Below are 15659 nucleotides of genomic sequence, written 5' to 3' on the forward strand. Positions count from 1 at the left end.
AATGAAGAAACTAATCGGAGTAGGAGTGGCAGCAGCTACTCTTTTTTTATGCACTCAATTAGCTTCAGCAGACACCTTACCAGTTTATGATATGTCAGAATGGCAAGGTCAGAAAACGGAGCAGCAGTTCAAAAATGTTAAGTCAGAAGTCAGCGGGTTGATTATCCGCCAGCAGTACGGATCCAACTATATTGATAAGTATGCTTCATACAATACGAATATGGCTGACAAAGTTGGTATTCCATACGGACAATACGCTTATGCGCGATTTATTTCAGCAGATGATGCACGTCAGGAAGCTAAGGACTTCTACAATCGGTCTGACAAGAATACAAAGTTCTATGTATTAGACTTTGAAGAAAATACTGTAAAATATGGGACTACCCAAGCAGCAGTACAAGCATGGTTAGATGAGATGAAGTCATTGACTAATAAACATGTAGTCTTTTATTCGTATAGAAACTTTGCTGATTCTTACGTTGGTCAAACACTGATTGATAAATTTGACGGCTACTGGTTAGCGGCTTACCAAGGTTCTTGGCCAAATCCGAGAAATTATGATCTATGGCAAAATAAAGATAATCAATCTTCGGTAGCTTTTGCAACCTCACTAGATAGTTCGTTAGTTGATACTAATCGGAAATCAGTATCCTGGTGGTTTGGGTCCGAAGCTAAAACGCAAAACAATAAACTTAATAATGATACACGTAAGCAAGGTTTTAATGTTGGTCAAACGGTTGTTTTAAAGCAGTCAGCAACAAAGTGGTATCAACCTAGAGTAAATATTGCCAGTTACGCAAAGGGTCAGACTTATACGATTAAAGACACGCAAGATTTAGTTTTAAGTAAGTCTAACCAAGCGGTTTTACTTTACAAAGGAAGCACACCGATGGGCTGGGCCTTAGCGCAAGATGTACAGCTGACTAGTTCGAATGTATTTAGCCAGACAACTGGAACATACACTGTGAAGTCTGGTGATTCCTGGTGGGCAATTGCAAATCGCTATGGTATTTCGATGTACACATTAGCTAGTTTGAATGGTAAGAGTATTTATAATACGATTTATCCTGGTCAAGTCTTAAAGGTCAACGGATCCGCGGCAACGAGTTCGAAAGTCTACTACATGGTTAAAAAGGGCGATACTGTTTCAGGTATTGCTAGCCAGTATGGTGTTTCTGTTAGTCAGATTAAAAGTTTATCTGGGTTGAAAAATGCTAATTTGATTTACGTTGGTCAATATTTAAGAGTTAAATAGCAAAAACAAGCCTGCTCGATTAATTTCGGGTAGGCTTATTTTTTGTGTTATAAACTTTTTGAAGTTAAAGGTGTTATAATGTAATCGTTTTAAATAATAAATTAAAAGGGAAGTAATCATATATGAAATTAACAGCCTATCAACGTTTAAATTTAATCAATCAATTTATAATTTTGAAAAGATTAGACAAAGTTTCTCCAAGTAGAGGCGTTACGTATTACGATGAAACTCAATTCGATAATTATATTGAAATTTTACAAATGGGATACGAAGGACTATATGATGAAATTTTCAACTATTTAGATAAGTCAGTAGTGGATGAAAAGGTTTCAGAGTTTGTAAATCAAGTTTTATATATGTATGATAGAGGATATTTAAGTTATCAGAAATTGCCTAAGGAAGATAAAGAATTATTTGATAGCAGCAATTTAAAGTTTCCAGGGTTTGATGGGAATGATGAAATAAATTATTATGGTTACTGTAATTTCTTTATTAATGAGATGGGTAGATACCAATATGTTTTATATAAAAACTCTGGTAAAACGAAAGACGTTAACTCTCATTCTAATACTTTAAGTAGATATTCTAAAATGACTTTAAAATTCAAACAATATGAAGATGAAAATAAAAATGGTGGAATTTTGAATTTAAACCAATTGAAAGATGTTTTTGAATTAAGCTATTAATAATATTGCTAATGCTGTCTAGACATGCTTATTTTTGTACTAAAATTAATTGAAAATATTAAGGAAAGTGATATAGATGTCCTTATCTTTAAAGCAACAGAAGAAATTACGATATATAATTTTGAAAAAAATGTCAAATGGTGAAAATAGTTTTTATGCTAAAGATTTTGATGTAGAAAGAGACGATTTCAGTAACGTCACAAATTCATTAAAAACACTAGATTATGTACAAAACAGTAATTTTTATTACGACGGTCAATTTGAAACAACCGATGCGGTTATTACTGAAAAAGGTGAGAAGTTTTTAAAAGATAATTCAGCATGGGGTAAGGTAGCGAAGGGGTTTAAAACAATTAATGGAATAAAAAAATTCTTAGAATAGAATTATGTGCTATATGTAATAAACTTTTCTAGATAAAGATAGTCAAAGAGATAGTCAATAAATTAAAATACTCTTATTGCAGTACTTATAAAGATAATAAGGAGACCTGTACTCTCCTTTTTTTGCTGTTTTCAGATAATTGAAGGGTGTTTAAAACGTTGATTTAACGGCATTCTTACAATTTGTTTTACGTTATCTTACGTCTACTTTTAAAAGTTTGGTGCACTTTTGGTGCACTTGGTGCACCGATTGTTGATAGAACACTTTCAATTTTGTTGTCAGATTTCATCTTATATTCGTCTATCAAATAAGAGTACACACGACTTGTTGTAGAAATATCTGAATGACCTAAGCGTTTAGAGATGATATATAAATCTATCCCTTTTGATAACAAGAAAGCTACATGAGTGTGTCTGAGTGAATGGAAATGCAGACTAGGCTTGTCTATCTCACAAGCTGTTAAACACTCTCTAAGTGTCTTGTTAACACCCGAAGATGTGGGGATAGTGTTATATTGATTTTTAAAAATCATGTCATTGTTTTTCACTTTTAAATCTTTTAGGACGGTTAGGGCTGATTCATTAACACGGACCACTCTTTTAGAAGATTCATTTTTAGTATCTTTGAATTCTTGCAGTCCCTCATGCCAGGACTTAGTGATGCTAATCGTTCTAAAGTTGAAGTTAACATCTTTCCATGTGAGTGCTTGCAGTTCTCCTAAACGAGCACCGGTATAAATTGCTAGTAGAATCATGTATTTTGATGTGAAATTGGAGTTCCTTGTTTTTAAAATATGATTTACTAGGCGGTCCATTTCGTCGATGTTTAAATAGTCGATGACACGGGTCTTTTTTTTATTAAAGACAATATTGGTGTTTTGTACGAAATCTTTCGATATGACACCATCATAGATTGCATCTTTAACACAAGCGTGAATTAAGGAATTATATTTAGATACAGTCGATTTAGCATGGTGTTTGCCATAAGTGGTGATAAACATCTGGTACTTTCTGCGATCAATATTTTCAATCGCTATTTTGCCTAAACGACTATTTAAAGCGTTGTAAGCTTGTTTGTAGGTTAACTTTGTTCGTTCAGATACACTTGGCTCTTTATATGTTTCGAACCAATTCCAAAAATATTCAGCGAAGGGTGTACTAGAATCAACGGATATGAAGTCTTTACTTTTAAGAACTTCTAGTTCACTAGCATATGAAGTAGCGTCACTTTTTTTTATGAAAGCTTTCGTTTTAAAGTGTCGCTTGTTCTGATCATCGTACCAGCTAACTCGAACTTGATATTTGCCATTTTTCTTACGAATACTGGCCATTGCAATTGCTCCTTTCTTAATTTAAAATATAAAAAGGGTGTATTTCACCTTAGTTAATATTTGACAGGCACATCTCAAACTTTGGTCGGGGCGGGATGTGTTTTTATATTTGTTTTAATTCAATTTTGCCAAAAGATTCAAGTTTAGTAACAGGACTTGCAAATAAATATTCTTTAGCAACTCTTTTTTTATTTGCTGAATAATTTAAAGAATATTCAAATGATTGAGAGTTATCTTTGTATAGATTGAGGATTTCGGGTGCTTGATCATATGTTGTTATCCATCTATATCCTTCAAGTTTTAAAATGGCTTTTGCCAAAGACGCATGTTCTTTGTTGGAACAAAATGACAAATACAAATTCTTCCCTTGTTTGAAGTAGGGTGGATCAAAAAATATAAAGGTATTTGTTGGATTATAGTGACCTAATTCATTAGAAATGAATTTTTTTGCATCCAATCGTGATAAACGAATTCGATTGTTTAGTTTTGTAATAGTTTCTATTTTTTGAATTAGCTTATCTTTAAGGAATCTACAATTTATTTTATATTTTCCAGTTTGATTTTTCCCACCCATAGGTCCACCATTTATAACACCACTAACATTCGTTCTGTTTAGAAAGAGAGTTGAAAAAGCATTATTAATTGAAAAAGGATCGTCCTTAAATAATTCATGTATTTCTTTTTGGTGGTGCCATTCTTCTATAGAAATATTAGTATTGGTTATCCTATTAATAAGTTCAGAAGGGTAATTAAGAATAAAAAACCAAACGGAGAAAATCGACTTATCATAATCATTAATAACAGCTTGTTTAACAAGGTTATTCTCAAGAAGATATAAAGTTACACCTGAACCGCCTGCAAAGGTTTCAATATAAGTTTCCGAACAATTATTTAATTCAATTAAATGTTGAACATAGGAAGCTAACTGTGTTTTTCCTCCTGGATAACGAAGGGGAGATTTTGTTGTAGGCATATTTGCTTCTCCTTTCAAAATTATTTATCAATTATGATTCCATTTTTCTTCATTAACTCTGAAATATCTTTGTAGATAGTCTTGATAAAATTTTCAAAAATATTTTTATTTTTGCGTATGTATCTTGTTCTTATTTTATTACTTTCTTGTAAATTATTTTCATACCATGCTTTGTATTTTCCAATTCCACTTGTATCATTATTAACTCCTTTTATATCAATTGGTAGATTAAAACTATTGAAATCATTTTTGAATACGTTTTTACTTTTTCTAATATCCTTGAAAAAAGTGTCATCTCCGCTTAACGAAAGGATCCAGTATACTAATTCTTTTTCTAAAGGATAACCTTTAATACTTGGAATCGTATAGTGGCGAATAAAGCTCGATTTTATTTTCTTATCAGCATCTGCCGCATCAGCATCTGCTATTACTATACCATTAACTTTTTCAAGAATAGAGGGATAATTGATACATAACTTGTGTAGTAATACATACGATGTTCCTGTTCTTTCTTCAGGATTAACATCAAATTGCCATTTAACATGTCTCATTATTTTTCTATTATGTAATAAGGCTGATAAAAATTTCTTTGCTACCTTATCTTCACAAAAAATATTAACATTTGTTTGTGTGGATATATCATCTTTTGTATGTGGAGATAATGTCAGTTCGGAGTAGGCTTCAGAGTAATTTGGATTTTCAATAACTCCAAGTTCATCATCTTTCATATACTCAGAAGTTATTTCATTAATTTTCAGATATCCTTTTTCTATGAACTTTTTCTGAGAAATAGCATGTTGAATTAAATAAAGAGAATGTGTATTAAAAACTATTTGAACATTATATTTATTTGACCAATTAATAAGATAATCAAATAGATTAACTTGTGCAACAGGATGTAAACTGGATTCAATTTCATCAATTGACCATATTCCAGTTAATTGATCTTTTCTTGCAATGCGTTGAAACGATATCATAGTATTCACAAAAGAGCTCATGTTATCTTCACCACTGGAAATAGTATTAATATCGTAATAAGAATTTGACGGGCCGAGAGTGTGTTTTATAAAAGATTTAGATGTAGCGTCAAAAGAATCAATACTTGAAAAATCAGGGCGTAGTAAAACGCTTTTATAGAAGTCACCTATAAATTTAATTTCTTGTTTGGTATAAATATCTTCTTGGGTTGTATTTGCTAGCATGGTATTGACTAAAGGATACAGTCTGTCAAGTTTTGTAAAGACAGAAGGCAAATTAAAATAACCGTCTCCCTGTGCTCGACCACTTGGAACTAATCGAAATCGAGATATTTCATCAGTACCTGGCTTTTTTTCGGGATAAAGAGGTATAGGTTCTTTTAAATGTAAATTATTGTTAATAGTCATTCTAATATCATAGGAATAGGTGTTTTTATCAGTTTTAGTGGAAAGCTTAAACACATCTGAAAATTTTGTTTGCATTTTCTTTTTAAATATATCTTCTTTTTTCGTTCTGAAGGGTTGTGCTATTAATCCCATGACAGTTGATTTTAAAGTTCCATTTCTTCCGAATATAACAGTTACGTTTTTTCCAAGATTTATTCTCTGGTTTTTAAATTTTCTAAAGTATTGTATATCTATGCCATATATACGTTTAATAATCATTTTCTTATTGTCAGATAAACCTAACTTGTTTTTTGGCTTGAATTCATTCATGTAAAAATGCCCCCAAAAATTTTAATATCAATTTAAATATATCATAAAAATTACTTTTATATGTATAAAAAATATCCGAATCATGCTAGAATGAAAACGGATAATTTATAAGCTCTAATCTGTTCCCCCCCAAGGTGATAGGTTAGGGCTTATTTCTTTTGTGTAATAACTTTACCAATTACACGTACGTCCTGTGCCGGATAGATCATGTCTGAATACTTCTCGTTAATTGATTTTAATCTAATCTTTCCATCTTCACGATAAATTTTTTTGCATGTAACGCCAATGTCCTTAATTGAAACAATCACAATTTGACCGTCATAATCAGGAACTGGTTGATAGTGGACAAAGGCTTGAGAGCCTCGCATGAGAAGAGGTTGCATTGAATCGCCGGCAATTGTTACCACTTCATCGGCACCCCGTGGAACTTCATTTCTGACGACTATTTCTTGCTGAGCATCTTCATAATCACCGTCGATTGGAGTGCCTGCAGCAGTACATCTATTATTAACAATATATTTCTTAGACATTTCAGAAATGCCATTTTGTTTATTAAGTTGATCGATTGCAAACTTATAAACATTACTTTTTCTGTTGGATTCAAGTTGTTCATATATTGAAACGATGTTTTTATTTTTATTATTTATCGGAGGAAAAAAGTTATTTATACTAACCCCGAACAAGTTAGCTAGTGAAAATAATATATCTTGTTTGGGTGCTCTTGTCCCTGCTTCATAATTGGCAATAGCACTTTTGCCAATACCAACTTTTTCAGCTAAATCAGTTTGTGTCCATTTTCTGTCTTCACGTAATTTTCTAATTACATTTCCAGCATATTTTGCTAAATCCATATTTTATGCACCTCTTTTCATATCTTTATGATAAAAGTACTCTTGTTAATAGTCAATAAAAAAATCACGAAAAGTGAACTTTTTTACATTTTACTATTGATTTGTGTTCACAAAATGTGTACTATATAGATGTAGGAAGGAGGAATATGGATGCAATATAAGCTAGTTGCTTTAAGAAAAGAGAAAAATGAAACACAGGAACAGATTGCAAAATTAATTGGGATAAGCGAAGCAGCTTATCGAAATAAAGAGAACGGTAAAACGCAATTTAAAATTTATGAGATGTTTGATATTGCTAAGCATTTTGGATTAGGCATAGAAGAAATTTTTTTGCCTAGAAAGTACACGCTTTGTGAACAAAGCAAAAAGATAAAAGAGGGATAAATGAAATGGATGATTTTATTTCGATAAAGGTGTCGAAATGATTGAACAAGAAATAAAAGTTGCAGAATAGAAGGAAGTGATTCAAATGGATAAATTTAGTGTTGGTTTTGCAAAAAAAAGGAAAACAGCCGCCACCAATTTAACGAAACAAATCGATTTAGCAGCTAATAATCTTTTAACAGAAATTTATGGCAAAAAAGATCACTACTCAGAAGTTTTACAGGAACTTCATAGCAGTGATCCTAGATATACGACTACTGATCAAGTAGAACGCTATCTCAATGAACGGATGATTGAGATAGTTAAGCAAGCAGCAATGGCTCAGAAAATCAATAAACACTAAGAAAATCTAGCTGATACTCAATATCGCAGATGTTCTATATAAAGGTCCTGCAGGATCTAGTGAAAACCAGTCGGCTATTCCAAGCAAGCCTTGTAGACCAACTCGTCCGTCTGAAGTACTGAGCAAGTCTCCATCAAATCTAGATTCAGCGCAGATACTAGTAGCATAGAAGCCAGCTTCTTTAGTAGCATTGTCTGATTTCCATGCATAAACTTTTGTTTTGAAGCCAACTGATAAATGATCACCATTTATTAAAGTGATAATTACAGAATCCATAACGTACCCTCCCTTCGTTAAGAATAACTAAATTATATTATTAAAATTTTAACAATGAAAGGTAAGTTTAGTATGAATGAAATAAAAAAAGTTGAATTCAAAGATGAATTAATTTTAACTACTGGACAATTAGCGGTCTTTTATGGCGTAAGCCCTCAGCGGATTAAACAAAATTTTGCAAACAATAAAAACAAATTTGTTGAAGGTACACACTATTTTGAACTATCAGGAGAAGAATTAAAACAATTTAAGAGCCAGGTCGAAAATATCGACTTGCCTATTAATAAGTTTGCAAGTCATTTAATCCTTTGGACAAAACGCGGAGCAAGTCGTCATTCGAAAATGCTGGGAACAGATCAAGCTTGGGATATGTATGACGAGCTAGAGGAAAACTACTTTAGCGTCACGAATCAGAGACCGTTATCTTTGCCTGAGCAGATCAGTCTTGTTGCGAAAGGGTACTCAACTTTGGAGAAAGACGTCAAAGAAATAAAACAGCTAATGGGTTTACCAGGTAACCTTGCTTATAAATTTACTCAAGAGCGAAATAAAAAGATTGTCACGATTTTAGGTGGAAAAGATACAAATGCTTACGGTGATAAGAATTTGCGCCAAAGAACGTATAGCAGCCTTTTTAAATCATTCAAGGAAGTGTTTATGCAGGATAGGTATAACGATACGTCAATAGAGAAGTTTAAAGATGCGATTGAGTTTACAAAGAACTGGTATCCACCGTTTGAACTACAGCAAGAGATTATAAAAGCAAATTCACAGATTTCTATGAATGTTTGAAGGGGAAAATTACATGAAATTAACTATTGAAGGGAACACAGAAGAAATTAAAAATGTGTTCCAAGCTATTGGGAGTAGCAAGGAACACAGCTCTTCAAAAATGATTGATGAAAAAGATATTTTAGAACGAACAACTATTTCTCATCTTAAAAAAATGGGGATAACAGACAGAAAAATTATTGATGCTATTAAAACTGATGTTGAAGATTTACTTAATTTAAAGTAGCAATTTCTTCATCGGTTAAGGCATCGGTATTTAAAAGTTGTTGAACAGGGTAAACAGTTTGTACAAGTCGCTTGTATTCAATGTCAGACCATTGCTGAGAGTGATTAGTTGCTAAATTTTCTAGTATTTCATCGCAAAAAGTTGTTACTTGGGGCATTAAGTCATCAAATTCATATCTATCCAAAGTTTCGTGTGTTTTTGATATTAGCCAAAATGATTGGAAGTCTGAATAAGCAAGAGTTGCATAAGAAGATGCTGCTTCATATTTATAAGTTTCATTTCCGGTTAAAAAAAGAGTTCTCTTAGCATTTCGAGCATGACCCATAGCTTTTTGTAATAAGTGGGATAGCATCGGTACAAATTGATCTATTTCGTCCATATTAATCACCTCCTTTCGAGATGATTATATCAAATATTTGTAGTGGAGGAATGGGAAATCTAATCGAAGAATAGAAAGGAGAGTGTTTATGCCTACATTAATTAATGAAAGGGAAATAAATAAACTTTTAGAAGAACAATTGCAAGACACAATCTCAAATTTCATCAAAAGTAATGTTGAAGGTAGAACCTGGTCAATTATGGAATTTAAAAAAGCTTGCTGCTTTAATCGTGATCGGCGGTGGGTCGTGTATTTCATACTAAAGCCCTTTAGGAATGAAATTGAATATGGGAAGAATAATCTAAATGGTTGGTGTATCTATGGAAAAAGTTATCAAATCAGAGCGAGATTAGCAGCTAGATGGATTGAAAAAAATTTTACTCGGATAGATTGGGATGCCGAGTTACCAACTAAGTGAAATGAGGTGAGCGAATGAAACAAAAGGAATTTGAATTAATCAAAACATTAAATGATCAACTAAATTTTTATAAAAACCAGCTAAATGTTGCTGAAAATCTACAAAAAACATTGATCGATAATTTGTCAATTGAAAAAGTAATATGTACTACACATCGTGTTGGATTTGGGACAAAAAAAAGTCCGGTAAAGTTAGTAAAAACTTACTGGGACTTAGATGGAAATTTACTATTCAGATACGAACTATAATTATTTTTTGTTTCTGGAGACGGGAGGATTAAGAAGCATAAGCTTGACTAAAATTATCTGGATAAATATCTCAAGGTAGTTTTTTAATTCAACAAGCTTAAGCTCAGCATCAAAGTTTTCAGGTTTATCCCAATGAGCATAATCATTACCATTGATTCGTACAACATCTGTGGCAACTTGAGCCGCATTATCATCTTTAAAGTACTTGGATATTGAATTGTTAAGATTCATTTTGGAAATTTCCTCTTTTGGCTGGTTTAGTATCTTTAATGCATAGTCCTTTATCAAAATTTCTTCGGCAGCACGATAGCCTATACCAGCAATTTCGAAATCATTATGTAATTCAGCTGCTTCGGCTTGATGATACATGGAGATGAAAGTAGGTGAGAATTCAACCAGTAACTTATTAAATTGTCTAGAAGAAGCTTGTGGCCAAAAAGTGAGCAGTTTAGTTTGTTCTGTGTTATCAGGGAAAATTCTTTGAATACTGAAATGTTTTTTTTGACAACTAGTACATTCGTGAGAAAAAAATGTGACTAAGGTTTGATTGATAGTTATGCTACCCCAATTTTTATTAATTGGGTTGTTACTAACACCACAATTAGGACATATATCAAGTATTTTGAGTTTGGAGTTTCTGTAGTTATTAAGGTTAAGATTAAATGTTTGTTCTCTTGTTTTCAATATAAAAGCATCCTTTCATTTTTATGCATTAATTACATGACAAAATATACTCTATATTAACTAAGCTAGCAATGTAAAAATGTTTAGACTATGTTCTATTATTTCGTATGGTTTGGAGGAGTAATCGTGATAAGAAAATTTCATGAGTACTTTGGTGTCGATGGTTGGCAAGCAGTAGGGTTCTACTCAATCTTTATCATCCCTACAGTTTGGATGATTATCTTGGAGGTGGTCTTACGCAATATTTAACGAGTACGTTACAGGCTGTTACCCTTTTTCTTTTACTCAGTCTGTTGGCAATTCAAATTAAAGATAATCTCAAAAAATAAAAAACGAGCCTACAGGAATAGGCCCGATAAAAAATAAATTTACGTGTTTAGTATAGCACACCAGGAGGTTAAGTGAATGTTTCTAGCAGCATATCGAGGAGACACTTTTATTTGCCTAGCTGACAATTACGAGGAAATGGCTAAAAAGCTTGGTGTTAGCGTTAGGACGGCTAAATGGTTGGGATATAAATCGGTTCACAGCAGAGGAAATCGAAGAAAACTTGTTTACGAATATGAGGATTAATTAAATGAACGACGAACGGTTTGCAGGCCACTTGCTAAACGTAAAAAATGATGAAATCACTTTGCGAGTTGATGACATTGAAGGTTTAAAAACTCTTTTTCGTCGCGGAAAGATTGATTTTGACCTTAAACCGCATTCCATTGAATTAGTTTCTCCACTACAGCAGCGCAAAGCTTATGCAATGATTCGTGATATTGGGGAATACCAGGGCTTTGAACAACGTTATGAGTTTGAAAATTTAAAACAGCATTTAAAATCACAATTTTGTCATGAGAGCAGTTATCGAAAGTTTAGTTTAAGTAATTGTCATAAAGACATAGCAACTGAATTCATCTCCTGGCTAGTTGAATACTGCTTTTACTTTGGCATCCCATTTGAATTTAAAGACTTGGCCAACACGTTTGATACTGGCCGACAAGTTTACTTATGTTTGGTCCATAAACGTTGTACCTGTTGTGGATCAACCAGAAACATCCAAATCAATCATGAGGATACGGTCGGAATTGGCAATAACCGAACTCATCTTGATCACAGAGGACACAGATTAGAAGCTCTGTGCAATCTCCATCATCACGAGTTCCATCAGCTAGGACCAACGAGTTTTGCCGCTAAGTGGCATTTTCACGGCGTTAAATTGAATGATGATCAACTCGTTAGTTTGAAATTAATGTCTCGAAAACAAATGCAAGAGTTTGACCTGCAGTACGAGCAAGAAAGACTCGCAGAAAAGTTGAGGTATGACCATGAAAAAAGGTAAAAACAAACAGAAAAAGAAACGACCAATTAGGCTGGTTAGTACTGGTGGCAGATTTGCCAAAGATTTTACAAGCTTTAAAGCTGCTAGTTGGTGGTTAAAGGAAAGCCCTGAATTTGTTTCAGAATTAATTAGTCGGGGCATTGTTCACGCAGGAGAGTTTGAATTATTGATTGGAGGGATGTTAGATGACTGAACAACCAGCATATTATTCGATTTTAACAGCAAGTGTTAGATATGACCCACGACTTAAAAATCACGCTGATGAGAAAATTTTGTTCAGCGAAATCACAGCACTAACTAATAAGCTGGGCTATTGTACAGCAAGCAATAGATATTTTGCCGAACTTTACGATCGTCCAGTTCAAACCATTTCAAAATGGATAAATCATTTAAAGTCAATTGGATATTTGAAAATTGAAATGGTTCGTGAGGGAAAAGAAATAAAACAACGAAAAATTTATACAAATACTAACCCACCTATTAACGCTGACGTTAATACCCCATCACGTTCGCATGAAGGGGGTATTCATGTGAACGTTAAGGACCCTATTCACGTAGACGTGAAGGAGAATATTACAAGTATTAATAATACAAGTATTAATAATAACAATAACAAAGGAGTCGAAAAACAAACGACTGTCAATGCATTTGAAACACTTCAAAAAGCAAACATATCTCTGAATGGAATTACTACTCCAATTTTCTTGGACTATGTCGAATCACTTGGAAATGAGGTCGTTGATTATGCAATTAACAAAATGTGCAGTTCAGCTACTCGAGCATCATGGGGCTATCTGAAAGTGATGCTGAATGATTATGAAGAACACAATGTCAAAACGCTTGAGCAGATTAAAAAGCTAGAAGCTGATTTTGAAGCAAAGAAAGAGAAACGAGGCTTCCGTAAGAAAAAGGTTGTTCAGAAAGAAGCACTTCCTGATTGGGCTGCTAATCCACCTGAACAATCTGTTCAAGCAAATGAATATACAGACGAACAAAGAGCGGAACTAACAGCTAAGCTGGCCAGACTGAGTGAAAAAGGTAAGTCGGATGGTACGAACGAATGTTAAGCAGCTGAGAAATAGGCATCGAATCAGCCAAGCAGACTTAGGGAAGTTTATCGGTGTTACAGATGGAACTATCAGCAAGTTAGAAAATGGTCGGAACTATCCAAGCATGGAATTAGCAATCAAACTGGCAGACTTTTTCGATGTTAGCTTGGATGAATTAATCGGGAGGAGAAAATTATGACCAAGAATAAACTGAGTGATCTTAATAATCACTTATTTGCAGAGTTAGAACGTTTAGGGGATGAAGATTTAAAGGGCGATTCGTTGAAAGAAGAAATCAATCGAGCAAAAGCTATTTCAGGTGTAGCAACGAATGTCGTTGAGAATGCTAACTTGGCGTTAAAAGCGGCGATTGCTTACGATGATCGTCAAGGCGGGATGAAGTTACCAAAGATGATTAGTGTTGATGAGCATGGGGGCTAACCTTTTTTCGAAAACACAGGAGATTGCCATTAGAGAATTGTCAAAGGGAAGAAGTGCCAGAGAACTTACAAAAATCGTAAATGCAAAATTCAATAGAAATCTTAAAGTTTCCCAAATGAAAAGCTGGAAAGTTAATCATCAGGCTAACAGCGGACGAAATGGTCAATTTAAAAAAGGCATGACTCCCTGGAATAAGGGAAAGAAGACTGGCAACCACGGTCGAATGACTGAGACTCAGTTCAAATCAGAGCCTCACTTAGAAGATAGAAAGCCACTAGGAACTAAAGTAATGAGGGCTGATGGCTATATCTGGATTAAGATCAACAACGATTTGCCATTCAAAAACCGCTGGAAACAGTTGCATCGATTAATTTGGGAAGAACACAACGGGCCGATTCCTAAAGAAAAAAAGCTTATGTTTCTCGATGGTGATCCCACACATGTGGTAATTGATAATTTAGCACTGGTTTCTTCAAGAGAAAATCTCGAGATGAACAGGTATGGATTAAACTCCAAGGATCCAGAATTAACCAAAACAGGAATTAATATTGCAAAAGTAAATATCAAGCTCAGAGAAAGGAGCAAAGGAAAAAATGATTAGACCTGGAATGACAGTTATTTATCAAGAAAATTGTTACAGAGTTAGAACAATTGTCGATTATCAGCCATACCAACTAGCTCAGTTGCCAGTTAGAAATGGCGATATCTGGGTGCCAGTTGAGCAGCTAACAAAATTGGAGGGATGAACATGGAAAAACAAATTAACTTTGACTTATCAAACGTGGCCAATGGTGGTTTACAGGAAAAATTGGATAGGGCATTAAATCAGGTAACAGAAAACATCATGGATCCAAATACGGACCAAACGAAGAAAAGAAAAATTACAATCAATTTGGTATTTGAACCATCAAAATCAGGGGATGCAGTTGATGTTGATATTCAGACAAAAGTAAGCCTTGTCCCAGAACAAGGTGTTGGCACAACAATGTTGATTGGTCGCGATGGGAAAGGAAAGACGGTGGTTAATGAGCTTAAATCAGGAACACCAGGACAAACATTTATTGATCCTGATGATGGTGAAGTAAAGACAGATACAGGAGTACCAGTTGCGGACATTGAGAAAGAGCAAAAAGTCATTGATCTACAAGCCAAGAAAGGATAGTGAACAGAGATGGAAATGAAAGAATTAAATGATTTAGTTGAATTAGCACGCGAGGCAGAGGGAAAGAAAACATTTGTTGTGGGTGAGCAGACCTGGTTCGTTGACGGAGATGGAGCAGCACATCGAATAAAAGAGACATGTGTTCCTGAACGGAAAGTTGAACTGCACACACTAACTGGTTTGCTTGATTATATTCAAAGTGAACAAAGCAAATTGGATAAGCCGAGATTACGAATTGATAGCCCAACAAGAGTTTATTTTGAGGGAGCTTTAGATAAATATGGTCGACGTGCTATTGAAGCAGTAGCGGAATTTCAAACACCAGGTTTTACGTTTGAAAATTTCTATGAGCAAGAAACGATGAACATTGCACTTCAATCACGCTTTGTTTCAACACCTGATAGAGAAATCCTATTAAAAGTAATTGGCAACTTACAGGAAAGTGAAGTTAAGCAAGCTAGTGATGATGGTGTATCGCAACAAGTTCAAATCAAATCAGGTGTTGCAAGTGTAGCCGATGTAAAAGTTCCTAATCCTGTTTCACTTGCTCCATACCGAACATTTTTAGAAGTTGAACAGCCCATTAGCAAATTTATCTTCAGGATGCGTTCAGGAATGCAATCGGCAATTTTTGAAGCTGACGGCGGTATGTGGAAGATTGAAGCTACTCAAAAAGTTAAAAAGTACCTGGAAGATGAATTAAAAAATCGTGATTTGAATGCTATTAAAGTGATTGCGTAATAATCACAAGCCCAC

At 34.0% G+C, this 15659-nt stretch carries 26 protein-coding genes; 19 read left to right on the forward strand and 7 right to left on the reverse strand.

All coding sequences use genetic code 11. The features are described from left to right. Position 1 precedes the first annotated feature (1 nt). The 3 genes from G6O73_RS02925 (at position 2) to G6O73_RS02935 (ending at position 2323) form a co-directional block, all read left to right on the forward strand. Entirely contained in the window at positions 2-1255 is a 1254-nt protein-coding gene (locus G6O73_RS02925; RefSeq protein ID WP_057885825.1) for a LysM peptidoglycan-binding domain-containing protein, read from the forward strand. Between the two features lie 122 nt (positions 1256-1377). Next, positions 1378-1941, forward strand: coding sequence for a YfbU family protein (locus G6O73_RS02930; protein WP_057885826.1), 564 nt, complete (start codon positions 1378-1380; stop codon positions 1939-1941). A 76-nt stretch (positions 1942-2017) separates the two neighbouring features. Next, complete coding sequence (locus G6O73_RS02935) at positions 2018-2323, forward strand: YjcQ family protein (protein ID WP_057885827.1); 306 nt, start codon at positions 2018-2020, stop codon at positions 2321-2323. A 187-nt stretch (positions 2324-2510) separates the two neighbouring features. On the opposite strand, the gene G6O73_RS02940 is transcribed toward G6O73_RS02935, so the two are convergent. From G6O73_RS02940 to G6O73_RS02955, 4 genes are all read right to left on the reverse strand, one after another. Further along, positions 2511-3653: a tyrosine-type recombinase/integrase gene (locus G6O73_RS02940; RefSeq protein ID WP_057885828.1), complete on the reverse strand. Its 1143-nt coding sequence runs from the start codon at positions 3651-3653 to the stop codon at positions 2511-2513. A gap of 103 nt (positions 3654-3756) precedes the next feature. Then, positions 3757-4626, reverse strand: coding sequence for a DNA adenine methylase (locus tag G6O73_RS02945; RefSeq protein ID WP_057885829.1), 870 nt, complete (start codon positions 4624-4626; stop codon positions 3757-3759). A 20-nt stretch (positions 4627-4646) separates the two neighbouring features. Then, positions 4647-6320, reverse strand: coding sequence for an AAA family ATPase (locus G6O73_RS02950; RefSeq protein WP_057885830.1), 1674 nt, complete (start codon positions 6318-6320; stop codon positions 4647-4649). A gap of 149 nt (positions 6321-6469) precedes the next feature. Then, positions 6470-7171: a helix-turn-helix domain-containing protein gene (locus G6O73_RS02955; protein WP_057885831.1), complete on the reverse strand. Its 702-nt coding sequence runs from the start codon at positions 7169-7171 to the stop codon at positions 6470-6472. 150 nt (positions 7172-7321) lie between these two features. On the opposite strand from G6O73_RS02955, the gene G6O73_RS02960 reads away from it, so the two are divergent. Continuing rightward, the gene (locus G6O73_RS02960; protein ID WP_057885832.1) at positions 7322-7555 is read left to right on the forward strand and encodes a helix-turn-helix transcriptional regulator; all 234 of its coding nucleotides are present in this window, start codon (positions 7322-7324) and stop codon (positions 7553-7555) included. Positions 7556-7640: 85 nt separating this feature from the next. Then, positions 7641-7898: a hypothetical protein gene (locus G6O73_RS02965; RefSeq protein WP_057885833.1), complete on the forward strand. Its 258-nt coding sequence runs from the start codon at positions 7641-7643 to the stop codon at positions 7896-7898. A gap of 6 nt (positions 7899-7904) precedes the next feature. Here G6O73_RS02965 and G6O73_RS02970 read toward each other — a convergent pair whose 3' ends face one another. Then, positions 7905-8174, reverse strand: coding sequence for a hypothetical protein (locus tag G6O73_RS02970; RefSeq protein WP_057885834.1), 270 nt, complete (start codon positions 8172-8174; stop codon positions 7905-7907). A gap of 72 nt (positions 8175-8246) precedes the next feature. Here G6O73_RS02970 and G6O73_RS12730 point away from each other — a divergent pair, with 72 nt between their 5' ends. Further along, on the forward strand, positions 8247-8966 hold the full coding sequence (locus G6O73_RS12730; protein WP_057885835.1) for an ORF6C domain-containing protein: 720 nt from the start codon (positions 8247-8249) through the stop codon (positions 8964-8966). Next, positions 8959-9192 carry a hypothetical protein gene (locus tag G6O73_RS02980; protein ID WP_219935198.1) on the forward strand — a complete coding sequence of 78 codons (234 nt, stop codon included), beginning with the start codon at positions 8959-8961 and terminating at the stop codon, positions 9190-9192. Before G6O73_RS12730 ends, G6O73_RS02980 begins: the two co-directional genes overlap by 8 nt. Here the strand turns inward: G6O73_RS02980 and G6O73_RS02985 are convergent. After that, positions 9179-9571, reverse strand: a complete 393-nt coding sequence (locus tag G6O73_RS02985; protein WP_057885837.1) for a hypothetical protein — start codon at positions 9569-9571, stop codon at positions 9179-9181. The genes G6O73_RS02980 and G6O73_RS02985 overlap by 14 nt on opposite strands. An 88-nt stretch (positions 9572-9659) precedes the next feature. Between G6O73_RS02985 and G6O73_RS02990 the strand changes: the two genes are divergently transcribed. Next, on the forward strand, positions 9660-9989 hold the full coding sequence (locus G6O73_RS02990) for a DUF771 domain-containing protein (protein ID WP_057885838.1): 330 nt from the start codon (positions 9660-9662) through the stop codon (positions 9987-9989). 14 nt (positions 9990-10003) lie between these two features. After that, positions 10004-10237, forward strand: a complete 234-nt coding sequence (locus tag G6O73_RS02995; protein WP_057885839.1) for a hypothetical protein — start codon at positions 10004-10006, stop codon at positions 10235-10237. Here G6O73_RS02995 and G6O73_RS03000 read toward each other — a convergent pair whose 3' ends face one another. Beyond that, a complete protein-coding gene (locus G6O73_RS03000) occupies positions 10238-10921 on the reverse strand; it encodes a DUF4145 domain-containing protein (RefSeq protein WP_057885840.1) in 684 nt (227 codons plus the stop codon). A gap of 405 nt (positions 10922-11326) precedes the next feature. On the opposite strand from G6O73_RS03000, the gene G6O73_RS03005 reads away from it, so the two are divergent. The 10 genes from G6O73_RS03005 to G6O73_RS03050 are packed head-to-tail and all read left to right on the forward strand — an operon-like array spanning position 11327 to position 15644. Beyond that, positions 11327-11494 (forward strand): hypothetical protein, encoded by a 168-nt coding sequence (locus G6O73_RS03005; protein ID WP_157056679.1) that lies wholly within the window; start codon positions 11327-11329, stop codon positions 11492-11494. 4 nt (positions 11495-11498) lie between these two features. Then, the gene (locus G6O73_RS03010; RefSeq protein WP_057885841.1) at positions 11499-12251 is read left to right on the forward strand and encodes a putative HNHc nuclease; all 753 of its coding nucleotides are present in this window, start codon (positions 11499-11501) and stop codon (positions 12249-12251) included. Continuing rightward, a complete protein-coding gene (locus G6O73_RS03015) occupies positions 12238-12444 on the forward strand; it encodes a hypothetical protein (protein WP_057885842.1) in 207 nt (68 codons plus the stop codon). The genes G6O73_RS03010 and G6O73_RS03015 overlap by 14 nt, the downstream gene beginning before the upstream one ends. Continuing rightward, the gene (locus G6O73_RS03020) at positions 12437-13318 is read left to right on the forward strand and encodes a DnaD domain protein (protein ID WP_083478499.1); all 882 of its coding nucleotides are present in this window, start codon (positions 12437-12439) and stop codon (positions 13316-13318) included. The genes G6O73_RS03015 and G6O73_RS03020 overlap by 8 nt, the downstream gene beginning before the upstream one ends. Next, on the forward strand, positions 13299-13499 hold the full coding sequence (locus G6O73_RS03025) for a helix-turn-helix transcriptional regulator (RefSeq protein WP_057885843.1): 201 nt from the start codon (positions 13299-13301) through the stop codon (positions 13497-13499). Before G6O73_RS03020 ends, G6O73_RS03025 begins: the two co-directional genes overlap by 20 nt. Further along, positions 13496-13741 carry a hypothetical protein gene (locus G6O73_RS03030; protein ID WP_057885844.1) on the forward strand — a complete coding sequence of 82 codons (246 nt, stop codon included), beginning with the start codon at positions 13496-13498 and terminating at the stop codon, positions 13739-13741. The genes G6O73_RS03025 and G6O73_RS03030 overlap by 4 nt, the downstream gene beginning before the upstream one ends. Next, positions 13725-14342 (forward strand): HNH endonuclease signature motif containing protein, encoded by a 618-nt coding sequence (locus tag G6O73_RS03035; protein ID WP_057885845.1) that lies wholly within the window; start codon positions 13725-13727, stop codon positions 14340-14342. The genes G6O73_RS03030 and G6O73_RS03035 overlap by 17 nt, the downstream gene beginning before the upstream one ends. Continuing rightward, positions 14335-14487 carry a hypothetical protein gene (locus G6O73_RS03040; protein ID WP_157056680.1) on the forward strand — a complete coding sequence of 51 codons (153 nt, stop codon included), beginning with the start codon at positions 14335-14337 and terminating at the stop codon, positions 14485-14487. Before G6O73_RS03035 ends, G6O73_RS03040 begins: the two co-directional genes overlap by 8 nt. Before the next feature lie 2 nt (positions 14488-14489). Further along, on the forward strand, positions 14490-14903 hold the full coding sequence (locus tag G6O73_RS03045; protein WP_057885846.1) for a hypothetical protein: 414 nt from the start codon (positions 14490-14492) through the stop codon (positions 14901-14903). 15 nt (positions 14904-14918) lie between these two features. Beyond that, positions 14919-15644, forward strand: a complete 726-nt coding sequence (locus tag G6O73_RS03050; RefSeq protein WP_245002965.1) for a hypothetical protein — start codon at positions 14919-14921, stop codon at positions 15642-15644. Positions 15645-15659: the final 15 nt, after the last annotated feature.

The sequence above is a fragment of the Liquorilactobacillus nagelii DSM 13675 genome, from assembly GCF_019444005.1.
In the GTDB taxonomy this organism is placed as follows: domain Bacteria; phylum Bacillota; class Bacilli; order Lactobacillales; family Lactobacillaceae; genus Liquorilactobacillus; species Liquorilactobacillus nagelii.

Excerpts from the sequence above, each read along its gene's own strand:
- G6O73_RS02925 (WP_057885825.1), top strand. The coding sequence starts at position 2 with ATGAAGAAACTAATCGGAGTAGGAGTGGCAGCAGCTACTCTTTTTTTA.
- G6O73_RS02930 (WP_057885826.1), top strand. The coding sequence starts at position 1,378 with ATGAAATTAACAGCCTATCAACGTTTAAATTTAATCAATCAATTTATA.
- G6O73_RS02935 (WP_057885827.1), top strand. The coding sequence starts at position 2,018 with ATGTCCTTATCTTTAAAGCAACAGAAGAAATTACGATATATAATTTTG.
- G6O73_RS02940 (WP_057885828.1), bottom strand. The coding sequence starts at position 3,653 with ATGGCCAGTATTCGTAAGAAAAATGGCAAATATCAAGTTCGAGTTAGC.
- G6O73_RS02945 (WP_057885829.1), bottom strand. The coding sequence starts at position 4,626 with ATGCCTACAACAAAATCTCCCCTTCGTTATCCAGGAGGAAAAACACAG.
- G6O73_RS02950 (WP_057885830.1), bottom strand. The coding sequence starts at position 6,320 with ATGAATGAATTCAAGCCAAAAAACAAGTTAGGTTTATCTGACAATAAG.
- G6O73_RS02955 (WP_057885831.1), bottom strand. The coding sequence starts at position 7,171 with ATGGATTTAGCAAAATATGCTGGAAATGTAATTAGAAAATTACGTGAA.
- G6O73_RS02960 (WP_057885832.1), top strand. The coding sequence starts at position 7,322 with ATGCAATATAAGCTAGTTGCTTTAAGAAAAGAGAAAAATGAAACACAG.
- G6O73_RS02965 (WP_057885833.1), top strand. The coding sequence starts at position 7,641 with ATGGATAAATTTAGTGTTGGTTTTGCAAAAAAAAGGAAAACAGCCGCC.
- G6O73_RS02970 (WP_057885834.1), bottom strand. The coding sequence starts at position 8,174 with ATGGATTCTGTAATTATCACTTTAATAAATGGTGATCATTTATCAGTT.
- G6O73_RS12730 (WP_057885835.1), top strand. The coding sequence starts at position 8,247 with ATGAATGAAATAAAAAAAGTTGAATTCAAAGATGAATTAATTTTAACT.
- G6O73_RS02980 (WP_219935198.1), top strand. The coding sequence starts at position 8,959 with ATGTTTGAAGGGGAAAATTACATGAAATTAACTATTGAAGGGAACACA.
- G6O73_RS02985 (WP_057885837.1), bottom strand. The coding sequence starts at position 9,571 with ATGGACGAAATAGATCAATTTGTACCGATGCTATCCCACTTATTACAA.
- G6O73_RS02990 (WP_057885838.1), top strand. The coding sequence starts at position 9,660 with ATGCCTACATTAATTAATGAAAGGGAAATAAATAAACTTTTAGAAGAA.
- G6O73_RS02995 (WP_057885839.1), top strand. The coding sequence starts at position 10,004 with ATGAAACAAAAGGAATTTGAATTAATCAAAACATTAAATGATCAACTA.
- G6O73_RS03005 (WP_157056679.1), top strand. The coding sequence starts at position 11,327 with ATGTTTCTAGCAGCATATCGAGGAGACACTTTTATTTGCCTAGCTGAC.
- G6O73_RS03010 (WP_057885841.1), top strand. The coding sequence starts at position 11,499 with ATGAACGACGAACGGTTTGCAGGCCACTTGCTAAACGTAAAAAATGAT.
- G6O73_RS03015 (WP_057885842.1), top strand. The coding sequence starts at position 12,238 with ATGAAAAAAGGTAAAAACAAACAGAAAAAGAAACGACCAATTAGGCTG.
- G6O73_RS03020 (WP_083478499.1), top strand. The coding sequence starts at position 12,437 with ATGACTGAACAACCAGCATATTATTCGATTTTAACAGCAAGTGTTAGA.
- G6O73_RS03025 (WP_057885843.1), top strand. The coding sequence starts at position 13,299 with ATGGTACGAACGAATGTTAAGCAGCTGAGAAATAGGCATCGAATCAGC.
- G6O73_RS03030 (WP_057885844.1), top strand. The coding sequence starts at position 13,496 with ATGACCAAGAATAAACTGAGTGATCTTAATAATCACTTATTTGCAGAG.
- G6O73_RS03035 (WP_057885845.1), top strand. The coding sequence starts at position 13,725 with ATGAGCATGGGGGCTAACCTTTTTTCGAAAACACAGGAGATTGCCATT.
- G6O73_RS03040 (WP_157056680.1), top strand. The coding sequence starts at position 14,335 with ATGATTAGACCTGGAATGACAGTTATTTATCAAGAAAATTGTTACAGA.
- G6O73_RS03045 (WP_057885846.1), top strand. The coding sequence starts at position 14,490 with ATGGAAAAACAAATTAACTTTGACTTATCAAACGTGGCCAATGGTGGT.
- G6O73_RS03050 (WP_245002965.1), top strand. The coding sequence starts at position 14,919 with ATGAAAGAATTAAATGATTTAGTTGAATTAGCACGCGAGGCAGAGGGA.